The organism is Ralstonia sp. GX3-BWBA, from assembly GCF_003290055.1.
Lineage (GTDB): Bacteria > Pseudomonadota > Gammaproteobacteria > Burkholderiales > Burkholderiaceae > Ralstonia > Ralstonia holmesii.
Genome location: NZ_QMKS01000012.1, coordinates 225,299 through 240,587, shown reverse-complemented (window position 1 = coordinate 240,587; position 15,289 = coordinate 225,299). Strand labels below are relative to the sequence as shown.

At 65.9% G+C, this 15,289-nt stretch carries 12 protein-coding genes and 1 riboswitch; of the genes, 6 read left to right on the top strand and 6 right to left on the bottom strand.

From position 1 onward, the window contains the following. Nucleotides 1-34: 34 nt before the first annotated feature. From DOD19_RS15390 to DOD19_RS15370, 5 genes are all read right to left on the bottom strand, one after another. On the bottom strand, nt 35-1,696 hold the full coding sequence (locus tag DOD19_RS15390) for an acyl-CoA dehydrogenase family protein (RefSeq protein ID WP_112186378.1): 1,662 nt from the start codon (nt 1,694-1,696) through the stop codon (nt 35-37). Between the two features lie 80 nt (nt 1,697-1,776). Then, the gene (locus tag DOD19_RS15385; protein WP_112186377.1) at nt 1,777-2,286 is read right to left on the bottom strand and encodes a GNAT family N-acetyltransferase; all 510 of its coding nucleotides are present in this window, start codon (nt 2,284-2,286) and stop codon (nt 1,777-1,779) included. 8 nt (nt 2,287-2,294) lie between these two features. Then, entirely contained in the window at nt 2,295-2,594 is a 300-nt protein-coding gene (locus DOD19_RS15380; RefSeq protein ID WP_112186599.1) for a hypothetical protein, read from the bottom strand. 89 nt (nt 2,595-2,683) lie between these two features. After that, nucleotides 2,684-3,202 (bottom strand): tail fiber protein, encoded by a 519-nt coding sequence (locus tag DOD19_RS15375; RefSeq protein WP_024977108.1) that lies wholly within the window; start codon nt 3,200-3,202, stop codon nt 2,684-2,686. Between the two features lie 18 nt (nt 3,203-3,220). Further along, the gene (locus tag DOD19_RS15370) at nt 3,221-3,568 is read right to left on the bottom strand and encodes a hypothetical protein (protein ID WP_204360067.1); all 348 of its coding nucleotides are present in this window, start codon (nt 3,566-3,568) and stop codon (nt 3,221-3,223) included. Between the two features lie 107 nt (nt 3,569-3,675). Between DOD19_RS15370 and DOD19_RS15365 the strand changes: the two genes are divergently transcribed. Beyond that, nucleotides 3,676-8,358: a putative Ig domain-containing protein gene (locus DOD19_RS15365; RefSeq protein WP_239498019.1), complete on the top strand. Its 4,683-nt coding sequence runs from the start codon at nt 3,676-3,678 to the stop codon at nt 8,356-8,358. 74 nt (nt 8,359-8,432) lie between these two features. Here DOD19_RS15365 and DOD19_RS15360 read toward each other — a convergent pair whose 3' ends face one another. Then, on the bottom strand, nt 8,433-9,593 hold the full coding sequence (locus tag DOD19_RS15360; protein ID WP_024977104.1) for a nitronate monooxygenase family protein: 1,161 nt from the start codon (nt 9,591-9,593) through the stop codon (nt 8,433-8,435). Nucleotides 9,594-9,808: 215 nt separating this feature from the next. Next, nucleotides 9,809-9,910: riboswitch (TPP riboswitch) on the top strand. 99 nt (nt 9,911-10,009) lie between these two features. Between DOD19_RS15360 and thiC the strand changes: the two genes are divergently transcribed. Genes thiC through DOD19_RS15335 form a run of 5 tightly spaced genes read left to right on the top strand, consistent with a single transcriptional unit; the run spans nt 10,010 to nt 15,275 of the window. Next, on the top strand, nt 10,010-11,917 hold the full coding sequence (thiC, locus tag DOD19_RS15355; RefSeq protein ID WP_112186375.1) for a phosphomethylpyrimidine synthase ThiC: 1,908 nt from the start codon (nt 10,010-10,012) through the stop codon (nt 11,915-11,917). Nucleotides 11,918-11,929: 12 nt separating this feature from the next. Then, nucleotides 11,930-13,075, top strand: a complete 1,146-nt coding sequence (locus DOD19_RS15350; RefSeq protein ID WP_024977102.1) for an FAD-dependent oxidoreductase — start codon at nt 11,930-11,932, stop codon at nt 13,073-13,075. After that, nucleotides 13,072-13,287 carry a sulfur carrier protein ThiS gene (thiS, locus tag DOD19_RS15345; RefSeq protein WP_024977101.1) on the top strand — a complete coding sequence of 72 codons (216 nt, stop codon included), beginning with the start codon at nt 13,072-13,074 and terminating at the stop codon, nt 13,285-13,287. Before DOD19_RS15350 ends, thiS begins: the two co-directional genes overlap by 4 nt. Nucleotides 13,288-13,296: 9 nt before the next feature. Then, nucleotides 13,297-14,124: a thiazole synthase gene (locus DOD19_RS15340; protein ID WP_024977100.1), complete on the top strand. Its 828-nt coding sequence runs from the start codon at nt 13,297-13,299 to the stop codon at nt 14,122-14,124. Next, complete coding sequence (locus DOD19_RS15335) at nt 14,121-15,275, top strand: thiamine phosphate synthase (protein WP_112186373.1); 1,155 nt, start codon at nt 14,121-14,123, stop codon at nt 15,273-15,275. The genes DOD19_RS15340 and DOD19_RS15335 overlap by 4 nt, the downstream gene beginning before the upstream one ends. The last annotated feature ends 14 nt before the right edge of the window (nt 15,276-15,289 follow it).

Here is a 15,289-nt window from a genome sequence, read left to right as displayed (position 1 = left end):
CGCCGGACTTCCCGCGTTTCTCTTCACAGAATCTTCATACGGGCCACGCGCGTTGCAGCACCGCACCCAACTCCTGCGCATGTCCGTCGAGCGTGCCGAACACGCGGCCATGCTGATGATGGAAGCGGCTGGCGATGAAGCGCTCGGCGTCGTCGGGGTGGGCATGGGCCAGCATCAGCGCGGCCTGTGCGGTGAGCGCCAGCCCCTGCGCGATGCGGCGGGCAGACGTCTCCTGAATGTCGCCGGGCTGGTGCAGCATCGCCTGCAGCGCCGCCAGCTCCGCGCGCACGGCACGGTGGCCCTGCGCGCGCTCGCCAATGTCGTGCATCAGGCGCAGTGCGTCGTCCGGCGTGCGGGCGATGGCGCGCAGCACGTCCAGGCACATCACGTTGCCCGAGCCCTCCCAGATGGAATTGACCGGCGCTTCACGGTACAGGCGCGCCATCGGGCCTTCTTCCACATAGCCGTTGCCGCCCCAGACTTCCATCGCCTCGCCGGTCGCCTCAATGGCGCGCTTGCAGACCCAGAACTTGGCGGCGGGCGTGACGATGCGCTTCCATGCCGCGGCCAGCGGATCGACGTCTGCGCGCTCGAACGCGCTGCCCAGTTCCATCATCAGCAAGGTCGCGGCTTGCGATTCGAGCGCGAGGTCGGCCAGCACGTTGCGCATGAGCGGTTGATCAGCCAGCAGGCGGCCGAAGGCCATGCGATGCCCTGCGTGGTGCAGCGCCTGCATCAGCGCGTGGCGCAGGATGGCCGCGCTGCCGATCACGCAATCCAGCCGCGTATGCGTGGCCATCTCGATGATGGTTGGAATGCCGCGCCCTTCCTCGCCAATGAGGATGCCCTCTGCGCCGCGGAACTCCACTTCGCAGCTGGCGTTGGAACGGTTGCCGAGCTTGTCTTTCAGGCGCTGGATCTGGATTGGGTTCTTGCTGCCATCGTCGCGAAAGCGCGGCACGAAGAAGCACGACAGCGGCCCGTCTTCCGCGCCCATGCGCGCGACCACCAGGTGTGCATCGCACATCGGCGCAGAGAAGAACCACTTGTGCCCCGTGATCGCGTATGTGGCGCCACGGCCCTCGCCGCGCAGGGGCGTTGCCACCGTGGTGTTGCTGCGCACATCGGAGCCGCCCTGCTTTTCGGTCATCCCCATGCCGACGAGGATGGCGGTCTTCTGGCGCCACGGCAGATCGCGTGCATCGTGTTCGCGGGCGTAGAGGCGGGGGCCCAGTTCGGCAAACAGCGCGGTCTCTTTCTGCAGCACGGGAATGCTCGCGAACGTCATCGTCGCCGGGCACAGCGTGCCGGATTCGATCTGCGCCTGCATGTAATAGCCCGCCGTGCGGGCGGCCCATGCGCCCGCGCGCGGCTCGGCAAAGGGCAACGCCTGCAGCCCCTGGCTGCGCATCAAACCGAGCAGCGCATGCCAGGCGGGGTCGAAGCGGATGGCGTCGATGCGCTCGCCGGTGCGGCTGTGGGTGTGGAGTTCGGGGTGGTATGTGTTGGCCTCGGCAGCCCACCGCAGCGTCTCGGGGGCGCCGAGCTGATCACCGAAGGCTTGCAGCGCGCTGGCGTTCCAGCCGCCGCCCAGGCGTTCGAGTGCGCTTTGCAACGTGGTGTCGGACGTCAAGGGGTTGAAGCCGGTCAGGTCCGTGACCTGGTTGAAGACGCGGTGGGTGGCCTCGGTGGGCATTGGGAGTCTCCTGGCGTGGTGCTTTTGGTTGTGTGGGCCATGGTAGACCACTGGTGCTGGGGGTGGGTGGAGGGTGATTTCTATACGGTTGCCGCTTGCCTGGCGGCGCCATCCCACTCGAGAAACAGATACACGCCCTTGTTCTCCACCAGCCGAAACCCCATTCGCTGATACAAACGCTGAGCGGGGTTGAAGCGCTCCACATGAATCTGCACGCGTTTTCCTGAAGCGCAGGCCTGCGCAAACACAGCAGAGATCACCGCGCTGCCGATGCCCGAACCGCACTGCTCCGGCACCAGCGAGATATCGATGATCAGCAGGGCTTCCCGGCGGTGCTGCAGATAGATCCGCCCGGCGGGTATGCCGTCCTGCTCGATCACGAAGAACTCCGCGTCGGGATAGGCAAAGTACGCCCGTTGCTGCGCATCGAACTGCATCCGGACGAACTGCGCTTTCTGTTCATCGGTCCAGCCGGTCGCCTGAAGTTCGGCCTCGCGGGTGGTGCCGTAGAGGTGCAGGAGGAAGGGCTGGTCTGCGTCGGTCAGGGGGCGCAGCGTGGTGCCGGGCCGGTCAATGCGGAAGACGGGCATGCGGTGCCTCAGCTGAGGTTGAAGCAGGCTTGGTACCGGAAGCCGTCGGCACTGCGTTCGACCGGTACCAGAAAGATCGCCTGTTCGGGCAGCGTGTCGTGCTGCAGGAAGTACGTGCCCTGCCGCAGCGTGAACGAGGTATCGCCTGTAAAGAACAGCGAGAACGCCTGCTGGCCCGGGCGTGCCGCGGGTGTGGTCACTTCGTTCAGTCGCAGAGTGAACTGCGGATTGGGGATCTGGCCAGGCTCCTGGAGCACAGAGAAGGCGGTGCCGACATGCGGCTGGAACAGTTCGGCGGAAAGGGTCATGGGGGCAACGAAAAGACGGATGCGGAAATCGAGGAGCCGAAAGGCGGACCGGTGCGACATGCGCGACCGGTCCGCCACGAGGGCTCGGCTTACGGACGCGTCGGCCAAGCACCCTGCAGGGCGATGCAGTAGTTCATCACCAGGTATGGCTGCATGTTTTCGTGCGGCTGACTGCCGCCGGCTATGCCGACCGCCTGCGGGGACAGGGTCGTGAGGGCCGGGGACGAATCCGTCGCGATGAACGCCTGGTTGAATGTCACCTGGAAGCGCGACGGCAGACGGCCTGCTGCAGTTTGTGAAGCTGCACGGCTGTTGTCACCGTATGCGGTGTGGGTGTGAGCGGGCATCTCCGCGCTCAACAGCGTGACCGTCGACGAGCCTTGCAACTCGTTCGGCACGCCGTTCTGCTCCGTGCCCATTACTGCGCGCCCCCGCAGGTCGGGCAAGCCGAACGTGCTGGTGCCGTTGCCGCCATACATGGTGCCCAGGATCGAGAACAGCGGGGTGTTCTGTGAGATCGGCATGATCGCGCCGTCGCAGGCTGCCCAATCCACCGGGGCAAAGTTGAAGCCGAAGACCCGGATCTCTCCGAGGAATTGATCAGACATGGGGTTCCCTTTTTCGACTCAGCCTTGCGACGGGTAGATGCCCGCGGTGGCAATGATGTAGTTGATGGAGGCCGTCGGCATTTGATTGGTATGTGGCTGATTGCCACCGGTCTGCCCGATCGTCTGGGGGGCCAGTGCGGCCTTGCCCGGCGGATTTGCCGTGCCGGCGTCGTAGAAGCCCTGTGCGTTCGGTACGGTCGCCAGCAGTGTGCTGGGGCCGGGCGTAATGGTGGTGGCCGCCGCACTGGTGCAGTTGATGGCGTGGTTGTGGCCCGGAATCTGATCAGTCGTCAACGTCACGCTGTCGACGCCGAACTGCTGACCGATCAGGCGGTTGGTGAGCCCTGGGCCCTGCCCTTGTCCCACGGGAAGCTTCCCTTGCAGGTCCGGCAAGCCGAAGTTGCTCTGGCCAGAACTTCAACTCCACCTCGGGTGCCGTTACTACGCCGACCACGCAAGGCGGCACGTTCTATATCTTCGCGAACGTTCCCGGCGGCGGCGGTGCCGCCAACGGTTTTGTCTACACGCCACCAAGCCCCTCTTTCAGCGGCACTGATACGGCGACGTTCTTCATCACGGATAACGGTGGGGCTTGGACTGCGACAGGTTTCTTGACGATTACCGTCATCCCGACCTCGCCCACGGTAACCAGCATTTCCCCCACCGCAGGCACAACAGCCGGCGGCACCTCCGTCACCATTACCGGCACCAATTTCACCGGCGCTACGGCCGTCAAATTTGGTGCAACCAACGCAACCGGCTTCACTGTTGATAGCGCCACGCAGATCACGGCCACCTCGCCCGCAGGGGCGGCCGGCATTGTTGACGTCACCGTAACCAACGCTAATGGAACCAGCGCGATCAGCGCCGCCGACCAATACACCTTTGTGGCGCCTCCTGTTGCGAACGCGGTCAGCACCACCGTTGCGCACGGCAGTACAAGCAACCCCGTCACGCTGAACATTACCGGCGGCGCGCCGACCGGCGTGGCCGTTGCAACGCAGGCAGCGCACGGCACAGCCACCGCGTCGGGCACGTCGATCACCTACACGCCCAGCGCGTCCTACTCAGGCTCGGACTCATTCACGTACACGGCGACCAACGCGGGTGGCACGTCCGCGCCGGCCACCGTGACTGTCACCGTGTCGAATCCGACCGTCACGTATGGGCCCTCCTCGCCTGCAGCCGGCACGGTGGGTACGGCTTATAGCCAAACACTGGCTTCCGCCAGCGGCGGTACGGCGCCCTATACCTACACGATCGCGTCGGGCGCGCTGCCCACCGGCATCTCGCTGGCCAGCGACGGCACGCTGTCGGGCACGCCCACGGCGGGCGGTACGTTCAACTTCACCGTCACGGCCACCGACAGCAGCACAGGCACCGGTCCGTTTACCGCGACCAGCGGCACGCTCACGCTGACCGTCGCCGCACCGACGATTACGCTTTCGCCGTCCGCGCTGACCAATGCCACCGTTGCCACGGCATATAGCCAGACGATAACGGCCAGCGGCGGTACGGCGGCCTACACCTACGCCATCACTTCCGGAGCATTGCCGACTGGCCTCACGCTCAGTTCTGGCGGCGTGCTGTCGGGGACGCCCACGGCGGGCGGCACGTTCAACTTCACCGTGACCACCACCGACAGCAGTACCGGCAGCGGCCCGTATACCGGCAGCCGTGCCTATTCGCTGCTCGTCAATGCGCCCACGTTGGCGATCACACCGGCATCGGGCAGTCTCAGCGCTTCGGCCGGCGTGGCCTACAGCCAGACCTTCACAGGCAGTGGCGGCCTGGCGCCATACACGTATAGCCTTGCCGTCAATAGCGGCACGATGCCGACCGGTCTCTCGTTCAACACCGGCACCGGCGTGTTGTCCGGTACGCCCACCACCACGGGCGTGGTCAATTTCACGGTGACTGCCACCGACCACGCAACGGGCACGGGGCCGTACAGCACGTCTGGCACCTACACGCTGACTACCTCGGCACCCACCATTACTGTGTCGCCCACCACACTGAGTGCGGCAACTGTCGGCGCCGCCTACAGCCAGACTGCCACGGCCAGCGGGGGTGCCGCGCCTTATAGCTACGCGCTGACGGCCGGTGCCCTGCCAGCGGGCCTGAGCATGAACAGCAGCACCGGGGCGATCATTGGTACGCCCACGGCGGGCGGCACCTTCAACTTCACCGTCACGGCCACCGATGCCAACAGCTATACCGGCTCGCGTGCGTACAGCCTGACGGTCAACGCTGCCACCGTCACGGTGAGCCCGAGCACGTTGCCGGGCGCTACCGTCGCTACGGCTTACAGCCAGACCATCTTGGCCAGCGGCGGCACAGGTTCCTACACATATGCCGTCACGGCGGGTTCGCTGCCGGCGGGGCTGACGCTGTCCAGTAACGGCACGCTGTCGGGTACGTCCACGTCGGGCGGGGTGTTCAACTTCACCGTCACCGCGACTGACAGCAGTACCGGAACCGGCCCCTACACGGGTAGCCGTGCCTACTCGCTGACGATTGGGTCGCCCACCTTGACCATCACGCCGGCCTCGGGTTCTCTCAGCGGTGTGGCAGGCACTGCGTACAGCCGCAACTTCACGGCAAGTGGTGGTACGAGCCCATACACCTATGGCCTCGTAGTCAACAGCGGCACCATGCCCGCGGGCCTGACGTGGAACGGCGCCACCGGCACGCTGGCAGGGACCCCAACAACGGCCGGCACGGTCAGCTTCACCGTCACCGCTACCGACAGTTCGACGGGGACGGGCGCTCCGTTTGCGGTAGGCGGTGTCTATACGCTCACCATCGCCGCGCCTAGCGTGACGGTATCGCCGGCCACGCTGCCCAACCCGGCGATTGCATCGGCGTACAGCCAAACCATCACGGCAGCCAACGGCACCGCGCCGTACACCTATGCTGTGACGGCAGGCGCCTTACCGGCTGGCCTGAGCCTGAGCACCACCGGCGTCCTGTCGGGTACGCCCACCGCTGGCGGAACGTTCAACTTCACCGTCACGGCGACGGATGCCAATAGCTTCACGGCCAGCCGTGCATACAGCGTCACCATCGGTGCGCCCACGGTAACAGTGAATCCGGCGGCCGCCACGTCGGCCCAGGTCACCACGGCCTACAGCCAGACCTTCAGCGCTACCGGCGGCACCGCGCCCTACACGTACGCCGTCACCACGGGTACGTTGCCTGCGGGCCTGAGTCTGAACGCCAGCACAGGCGTTCTGTCAGGCACGCCCACTACGCTGGGCAGCAGCACATTCACTGTGAGGGCAACTGACAGCAGTACCGGCACCGGCGCTCCGTACAGCGGTACACGCAGCTATACGATCACGGTGGGCCAGGTGATTGGCACCGCGCCGGCAATCACGGCCACCACCATGTCAACGGCACCGATTACGCTGCATGCAACGGCCAATGCAACGGGTGGTCCGTTCTCGTCCATCGCGATTGTCAGTCCGCCTGCCAGCGGCACTGCCGTCGTCAACGGTCTGGACATCGTCTACACGCCGACCCCGACCACCTCCGGCGCAGTCAATTTCACTTATGCGCTGATCAACACGGCCGGCACGTCGGCGCCGATTCCCGTGACGGTCAACGTGAACGCGGTGCCGATTGCCGTGGCGCAGAAGCAGGCCACCACGTCGTCGGGCCAGGCGGTGAGTGTGGATTTGACCGAAGGCGCCACGGGTGGCCCCTTCACGGCGGCGACGCTGGTGTCGGTAGTGCCGGCCAACGCCGGCACGGCCACTATCGTGCAGAAGGCTGTGCAGACGCCGGCGGGCGTGAGGAGCCCGGCTGCGGCGGCATCGACCTATGTGCTGAACTTCACCCCGTCGGGCACCTACAGCGGCCAGGCCGTGCTGACGTACACGCTGTCCAATGCGTTTGCCACCTCGACGCCGGCAACGGTGCAGGTGAGCGTGGCGCCGCGCAAGGACCCCTCGGCCGACCCGGATGTGGCAGGTCTGATCAACGCGCAAGTGCAGGCCGCGCGTCGCTTTGCCACCACGCAGATCGACAACTACAACCGTCGCCTGGAAGCGCTGCATGGCACTGGCCGGGCACCGTCAGGCAACGGTTTGACTGTCGCCATGCCGGGCCAGCGCGTGGACATGCAAGCGCGTTGCCAGGATGTGGCCGGCATTGCCGCGCACGATGCCTGCATGCGCGGTGACGGTCAGGGCGTGCGGCCATTCGCGCGCGGCAAGCGCAACACCGATGCGACGAACGGCAACACCGATAAGTCGAACGCCGATGCGGGTCCCGATCTGCCCGGTGCTGATGCAGCCGGCGCGGGCCCGGACAACACCGATCCGAATCTCGCATTCTGGAGCGCCGGTACGCTGGACTTTGGTTTCGCCAACGCGGGCACGCAACGCTCCGGTTTCCGCTTCACCACAGGCGGCGTGACGGCCGGCGCGGATTACCGTGTGTCCGATCAGCTCTCGATCGGGGGCGGCTTCGGCTATGGGCGTGACTCCACCGACATCGGCAACGCGGGCACCAAGAGCACGGGCGACAGCTATAGCCTTGCGCTCTACGGCAGCTATCGCCCGCTGCCTTCGTTGTTCGTCGATGGTGTGGCCGGCTTTGGCACGCTCAGTTTCGACTCGCGCCGCTGGGTGACGGACTCCAACGACTTCGCCACCGGCAAGCGCAACGGCAAGCAAGTGTTCGCCTCCGTGTCGGCCGGCTATGAGCATCGCGATCGCACCTGGCTGATCTCGCCTTACGGGCGCCTGTCGGTCTCGCAATCGACGCTGGATCAGTTCACCGAATCGGGCGCCGGCATCAATGCGCTGACGTATTTCGACCAGACGGTGACAACGGTATCCGGCACGCTCGGCCTGCGTGCGGAATACACGCAGAAGACCAAGTGGGGCACGTTCCTGCCGTTCGCACGGGTGGAATACCAGCACGACTTCAACGGGCAGAGCAATGCAGGGTTGGCGTATGCCGATCTGGCATCGGCGGGCCCGGCTTACTACGTGCCGGGTACGCCGTTTGGGCGCGATCGCATGCAGATCGGGTTGGGAACGAAGTTCCGCACCGGGCCGCTCACGTTTGGGCTGGACTACAGCGTGATGGCGGGGATGGGCGGTTTGCAGCAGGGGATTCGGTTGACGTTTGCTGCGCCGTTCTGAGCCAATCGGTAGTAAGCGCCCAACAAAAAGCCAGCCTTCGGGCTGGCTTTTTTTTCGGACGAGATGTCAGCGCATCAGGTAGCCGTCGAAGATTCCACCGGCTTTTCCCCAGTCAGCAGGTAATGCATCAACTCCCGCACCGGTCGAATCGCTTGCCCAAACGGGAGCTTGCCCGCACCGCGGAAAAACAGCCCGCGCTCCACATCCCCACGCAGCGCCTGCGCAAGCTTCAGGTCAATGCAGAACTGCCCGACCTTCCCAATCCCGTCCCGCAGCCCGCATGTCTGCAAACAATCGAACCCTTGCAGGCAATCGCGCACCTTGGCTTTGGCTTGCAGCGCGCTTTCACGCGACAGATAACGAGACAACCACGGCGTCATCACTGCCCGCGCCGGCAACCCAGCCACGCTGACAAACTCGCCGATATCGCCTTGCTCCGCGCCCGTCAGCACCCGCTTGAAGCGCACGTGCGCATCGCCCTCTTCCGTCACGGCAAACGCAGTGCCCAACTGCACCGCAGCGGCACCCTTGTCGAGCCAGTGCTTTACCTTGACGTGTGAATCAATACCGCCCGCGAGGATGATCGGAATCTGTTCCGCAGCCAGCCCCAGCTTGATGAACAGTTCGCGGCATTCGTCCAGCACGCGCGCAAACGAAAAGCGCTCGTCGCGCAGGTCTTCGATGCGGGCCGCACCCAAGTGGCCACCGGCGTGCGTCGGATGCTCGATGACCACCGCATCGGGCAAGCGCGACTTCTTCATCCACCGCTTGAGCACCACGCCCACGCCGCGCGAGTCGGAAAGAATCGGGATCAGCGCGACCTTCGGGTGCTCGGCGGTCATCTCGGGCAGGTCGAGCGGAAGCCCCGCGCCCATGACGATGGCATCCGCGCCGCTCTCGCACGCCTGGCGCACGAGCGCCTGATGCGATTCCACCGCCTTCATCACATTCACGGCGATCATGCCGTTGCCCTGGCTGCCTTCACGCGCGGCGCGAATTTCGCGGTCCAGCGCGACGAGGTTGGCGGCGTTGATGGCGTCCTTGTCGCGCGATTTCTCGGTCGCGGCGATGAGGTCCGGATGGTGATGCCGCAAGTCGATGCTGGCGATGGTGCCGACGCCGCCTTCGCGCGCCACGGCGCCGGCCAGCCGGTGCGCCGAAATACCCACGCCCATCCCGCCCTGCACGATGGGTACGAGGCTGCGCCCCGCGAGTGTGAACCGACGCTCCAGCATGACAACTCCCAGCGGCAGTGCCGCAATGCAATAGAAAAGGGATTGAGCGTCGCATAGGTGAAACGCAGCGGGGTTGCGCAAGATCAAGGCGGGATGCGCCGGTGCGCGCCGCCGCACATTGCGTGGCGGTTTGGACTGAAATGACCCGTCGACTGTCACCTCATTGGTTTTCGTGCTGGCAACGCCGGCAGCCCTGTGCTTAAATTCAGCCTCGTTGGATGAAACAGGGGTGCCGTACGGATGGGCCGTGCGGCTGAGAGAGTCCCTTCGCACCCGATCCGGTTCGTACCGGCGTGGGAAGTTTCAGAACACCGCGTAGTCTCTGGCAGCCACCCCCTCAGTTCTTCGGGTCACGCCACCTCTCCCGGTTTCGTCCACTGCCTGCTCCACCAGGCCACAGAATCTAGGACGAGACCATGCCCCAAGCCAAAAACGCCCCCGCCGCATCGTTCGACTCGCTGCAGTCCGAGCTCGATCAGAAGTTCGCCTATCCGGCCTCCAGCAAGACCTACATCGTCGGCAGCCGCCCGGATGTCCGCGTGCCGATGCGCACCATCAAGCAGACCGCCACGCGCACCGACAAGGGCGAGATGCTGAACCCGCCGGTGCCGGTGTACGACACCTCGGGCCCGTACTCCGATCCGGACGTGCACATTGATCTGAAGGCCGGTCTGGCCCCGCTGCGTGCCAAGTGGATCGAGGAGCGCGGTGATACGGAAATCCTCTCGGGGCTGTCGTCCGAATACGGTCAGACGCGTGCCAACGACCCGACCACGGCGCACCTGCGCTTCTCGCACATCTCCAAGCCGCGCCGCGCCAAGGCCGGCGCCAACGTGAGCCAGATGCACTATGCGCGTCGCGGCATCATCACGCCCGAGATGGAATACGTCGCGCTGCGTGAGTCGCTGAACCTGCAAGCGCTGCAAGACAAGCCCGAGTACCGCCAACTGCTCAAGCAACATCCGGGCTTCTCGTACGGCGCCAACCTGCCGCAGCGCCCGGAAGACATCACGCCGGAATTCGTGCGCGCAGAAATCGCTGCAGGCCGCGCGATCATCCCCGCCAACATCAACCACACCGAGCTGGAGCCGATGGCCATTGGCCGCAACTTCCGCGTGAAGATCAACGGCAACCTCGGCAACTCGGCAGTGACGTCGTCGCTGGCCGAGGAAGTGGAAAAGATGGTGTGGGCGATCCGCTGGGGTGCCGACACGATCATGGACTTGTCCACCGGCAAGCACATTCATGAGACGCGCGAATGGATCCTGCGCAACTCGCCGGTGCCCATCGGCACGGTGCCGATCTACCAGGCGCTGGACAAGACCGGCGGCGTGGCTGAAGACCTGACGTGGGAGATGTTCCGCGACACGTTGATCGAACAGGCCGAGCAAGGCGTGGACTACTTCACCATCCACGCGGGCGTGCTGCTGCGCTATGTGCCGCTGACGGCCGACCGCATCACGGGCATCGTCTCGCGTGGCGGTTCGATCATGGCCAAGTGGTGCCTGGCGCATCACAAGGAAAACTTCCTGTACACGCACTTCGACGAGATCTGCGAAATCATGAAGGCGTACGACGTGTCGTTCAGCCTGGGCGATGGTCTGCGCCCCGGTTGCATTGCTGACTCGAACGACGCCGCGCAGTTCGGCGAGCTGCACACGCTGGGCGAACTCACCAAGAAGGCGTGGGAGCACGACGTGCAAGTCATGATCGAGGGCCCGGGCCACGTGCCGCTGCAACGCGTGCAGGCCAACATGGACGAAGAGCTGAAGCACTGCTTCGAAGCCCCGTTCTACACGCTGGGCCCGTTGGTGACCGACATCGCCCCGGGCTATGACCACATCACCAGCGGCATCGGCGCAGCCAACATCGGCTGGTACGGCACCGCCATGCTCTGCTACGTCACGCCCAAGGAGCACCTGGGCCTGCCGGACAAGGAAGACGTGCGCGAAGGCATCATCACCTACAAGATCGCCGCGCACGCGGCTGACCTTGCCAAGGGCTGGCCGGGCGCGCAGCTGCGTGACAACGCGCTGTCAAAGGCACGCTTCGAATTCCGCTGGGAAGACCAGTTCAACCTCGGCCTCGATCCGGAGAAGGCACGCGCCTTCCACGATGAAACGCTGCCGGCCGAGGGCGCCAAGATCGCGCATTTCTGTTCGATGTGCGGTCCGAAGTTCTGCTCGATGAAGATCACGCAGGAAGTGCGCGACTACGCGGCAACGCTCGACGCCAACGCCACTGCCGCAGCAGTTAACCCAACTGCGGGCATGGAAGAGAAGTCGATCGAGTTCCGCAAGAGCGGCAGCAAGATCTACAGCTAACCAACCGGTGCAATGCCAACCTCGACTTCATTCGACGTAACGATCCTCGGTGGCGGCCTCGCTGGCCGCCTGTGTGCCTGGCAACTCGCGCAAACGGGGGTGCCCCCCGCGCGCATTGCCGTGGTGGAGCGCGGCCCGCGTGACGGCAGCGGTGCCGCGGCGTATGTTGCTGCCGCCATGCTGGCGCCACTGGCCGAGGCCGCCGTGGCCGATCGTTTTGTCGTCGATTTGGGGTTGGCGAGCCTGGCGCTGTGGCGCGATTGGTTGCCCAAGCTGCGCACGCCGGTCTTCTTCCAGGAGGCGGGCACGCTGGTGGTTTGGCATGCGGCAGACCGTGGAGAGGCATCGCTGTTTGCCAACCACGTGCGCAATGCCGCGCCGCCCGAGCGCGTGGCCGCCGATCTGCGTGCCGTAGACGCAGCAGGCATTGCCCAGCTCGAGCCGCTTCTTGCGCAACGCTTTACGCAAGGGCTGTATCTCGCGGGCGAAGGTCAGCTTGACCCGCGCGGCGTGTTGGATGCGCTGGCGACCGAGCTCGAAGCGCTGGGCGTGCAACTGCGCTGGAACACGGAAGTTGCTGATCCGAGCCCCGACGCGCTGGCCGCTGCAGGGCTTGGCGCGCGCCTCGTGCTCGATTGCCGTGGCCTGGGTGCCAAGCCGCAATGGCCGCGTTTGCGTGGCCTGCGCGGCGAGGTGGCGCGCATCCATGCGCCCGACGTGTCGCTCACGCGGCCGGTGCGCATGCTGCATCCGCGCTATCCGCTGTACATCGCGCCCAAGCCGGGGAATGTCTACGTGATCGGTGCGACCGAGCTTGAATCCGACGACATGTCGCCGGCAAGCGTGCGCTCTACGCTGGAATTGCTGTCTGCGGCCTACGCCGTGCACCCCGCGTTTGGCGAGGCGCGCGTGCTGGAACTGAACACGCAGTGCCGTCCGACGCTGCCGGACCACCGCCCCGCGCTGCGCTGGGACGGCGCTGGCACGCTCTCGGTCAACGGCCTGTACCGGCACGGCTACATGATCGCGCCCGCCGTCACCCAAGCCGCGGTGGCAGCGGCGTGCGACGTGCTGGACGGCTGTGCCTTCGATACGGACGACTGCGAATGGCCTGCGCTGTTCGCTGGCGCCGCATCCCCCGAACCTGTTTTGTCATGACGCTGAACGTCACCCTCAACGATCTGTCGCTCGCGCTGCCTGCGGGCAGCACGCTGGCCGACGCCATTGGTGCGGCCACGCCGCAATTGCAGATCGCCCCGCCGTTTGCCGCATCGGTGAATGGCGACTTCGTGCCCAAGGCGCGCCATGCGCAGCACGCGCTCAACTCGGGCGACCGCATTGCGCTCGTGCAGCCCGTCGTGGGCGGCTAGGAGTCTTTGATGACCACTACGAATCTTTCCACCGTGGCTGACCCGCTGCGCCTGTACGACGAAACCTTCGCCTCGCGCCTGCTGCTCGGCACGGCGCGGTATCCCTCGCCGCAAGCGCTGGAAGACGCGGTGCGCGTGTCCAACCCGGCCATGCTGACGGTGGCGCTGCGCCGCCAGAGCGCCGGCTCGCCCGAAGGGGGCGCCGGCTTCTGGAAGATGTTGCGTGAACTCGGCGTGCCCGTGCTGCCGAACACCGCCGGCTGCTATTCCGCCGACGAGGCTTACACGCTCGCGCAGATGTCGCGCGAAGTGTTCGAGACCGACTGGATCAAGCTCGAAGTCATCGGGGATGACTACACGCTGCAGCCCGATACGCTCGCCCTGCCCGCCGCGGCCGAACGCCTCATCCGCGATGGCTTCAAGGTGCTGCCGTATTGCACCGAAGACCTCGTGCTGTGCCGCCGCCTGCTCGACGTTGGCTGCCAAGCACTGATGCCGTGGGCCGCGCCCATCGGCACCGGCCGCGGGCCCACCAACCCGTACGGCTTGCGCCTGCTGCGCGAGCGCCTGACCAACGTGCCGCTCATCGTCGATGCGGGCCTGGGTGTACCGTCGCACGCCACGCAAGTCATGGAATGGGGCTATGACGCCGTGCTGCTGAACACCGCTGTCGCGCAAGCGGGCGACCCCGTGGCGATGGCGCAGGCGTTTGCGATGGCCACGCAGGCCGGTCGGCTCGCGCGCCTGTCTGGCCCGATGCCTGAGCGTGATGTTGCGCAGGCCAGCACGCCGGTTGTCGGGTTGCCGTTCTGGCATGCGGAAGAGAAGCAGGCATGAGTGCATCCGCTTTGCGTTTTTCGGCCGCGTGGCCGGAGGCGGCCGCACTGGCTGCGCAGATCATCGATCGCCATGTGGAAGCCTTTGGTCGCGCGCCGCATGCCTGGAGCGTGACCGACCGTGCTGAAGAGGCGACGACCGCCGCAACGGTTCTGCTGACCACCAACGCCGCACAGGCCGAACGCGCCCGCGCTGCCGGCGCAGCTGTCGTACTCAGCGAGACGGACGGCGCGGAGCGCATCGACACCGTGCACGACCGCCTCGGTATGTACCGCTTCGCATCGGCGGCACAAGGCGATGCATTCGATACGCGCTTTGCCGCCATCTTCGGCGCGGCACTCGCGCTGGCATTCGAGCCGCGCGATGCGCTGTGCGTGGCGCGCGCGTGGATCGCCGAAGGCAACGCCGACGCGCTGGCTTGGCCGACTCGCTTCAACGCCCTGCCCCGCGTGCTCGAACCGGCGTTGCCATGCCCGACTGCGGCGGACCTCGCGTTTGCGCCATGTCCTACACAGCTCGGCGTCTACGTTGTCGTGCCGGACGCTGAGTGGGTCGAGCGCCTCGTCGCGCTCAAGGTGCCGACGGTGCAACTGCGCTTCAAGTCGGACGATGCGCAGGCGGTGGTTGACCAAGTGCGCCGCGCGGAAGCAGCGGCGCGCGGCAGCGCCACGCGCTTGTTCATCAACGACCACTGGCAAGTCTCGCTGGATGTTCACGCTGAGGTGCCCAACAGTGGCATCTACGGCATCCACCTCGGCCAGGAAGACATCGACGATGCTGACCTGGTGACGATCCGCTCGGCCGGTTTGCGTCTTGGCATCAGCACGCACGGCTTTGCCGAGATGCTACGCGTCGCACCGCTGAACCCCAGCTACCTTGCGCTCGGTGCCGTGTTTGCCACGCCCACCAAGAGCATGCCGACCGTGCCGCAGGGCCTCGGCCGCTTGTTCGCGTACGCGGCCGCCATGCGCACGTGCGTGCCGGCCCCGCCGCTGGTGGCCATCGGCGGCATCGATCTGTCAGCGATGCCGCGCGTGCTGGAATCCGGCGTGGGCAGCGTGGCGGTGGTACGTGCCATCACCCAGGCGGCCGATGTGCCGGCTGCGGTCGACGCGCTGCAAGCGACGTTCGCGGCGCACGTGCGCCCCTGAGCATCGCGGGCAGC

Bases quoted from the DNA above. Each gene is read 5' to 3' on its own strand.
- DOD19_RS15335 (WP_112186373.1), top strand. From the start codon at position 14,121: ATGAGTGCATCCGCTTTGCGTTTTTCGGCCGCGTGGCCGGAGGCGGCC.
- DOD19_RS15385 (WP_112186377.1), bottom strand. From the start codon at position 2,286: ATGCCCGTCTTCCGCATTGACCGGCCCGGCACCACGCTGCGCCCCCTG.
- DOD19_RS15390 (WP_112186378.1), bottom strand. From the start codon at position 1,696: ATGCCCACCGAGGCCACCCACCGCGTCTTCAACCAGGTCACGGACCTG.
- DOD19_RS15350 (WP_024977102.1), top strand. From the start codon at position 11,930: ATGCCAACCTCGACTTCATTCGACGTAACGATCCTCGGTGGCGGCCTC.
- DOD19_RS15380 (WP_112186599.1), bottom strand. From the start codon at position 2,594: ATGACCCTTTCCGCCGAACTGTTCCAGCCGCATGTCGGCACCGCCTTC.
- DOD19_RS15340 (WP_024977100.1), top strand. From the start codon at position 13,297: ATGACCACTACGAATCTTTCCACCGTGGCTGACCCGCTGCGCCTGTAC.
- thiS (WP_024977101.1), top strand. From the start codon at position 13,072: ATGACGCTGAACGTCACCCTCAACGATCTGTCGCTCGCGCTGCCTGCG.
- thiC (WP_112186375.1), top strand. From the start codon at position 10,010: ATGCCCCAAGCCAAAAACGCCCCCGCCGCATCGTTCGACTCGCTGCAG.
- DOD19_RS15360 (WP_024977104.1), bottom strand. From the start codon at position 9,593: ATGCTGGAGCGTCGGTTCACACTCGCGGGGCGCAGCCTCGTACCCATC.
- DOD19_RS15375 (WP_024977108.1), bottom strand. From the start codon at position 3,202: ATGTCTGATCAATTCCTCGGAGAGATCCGGGTCTTCGGCTTCAACTTT.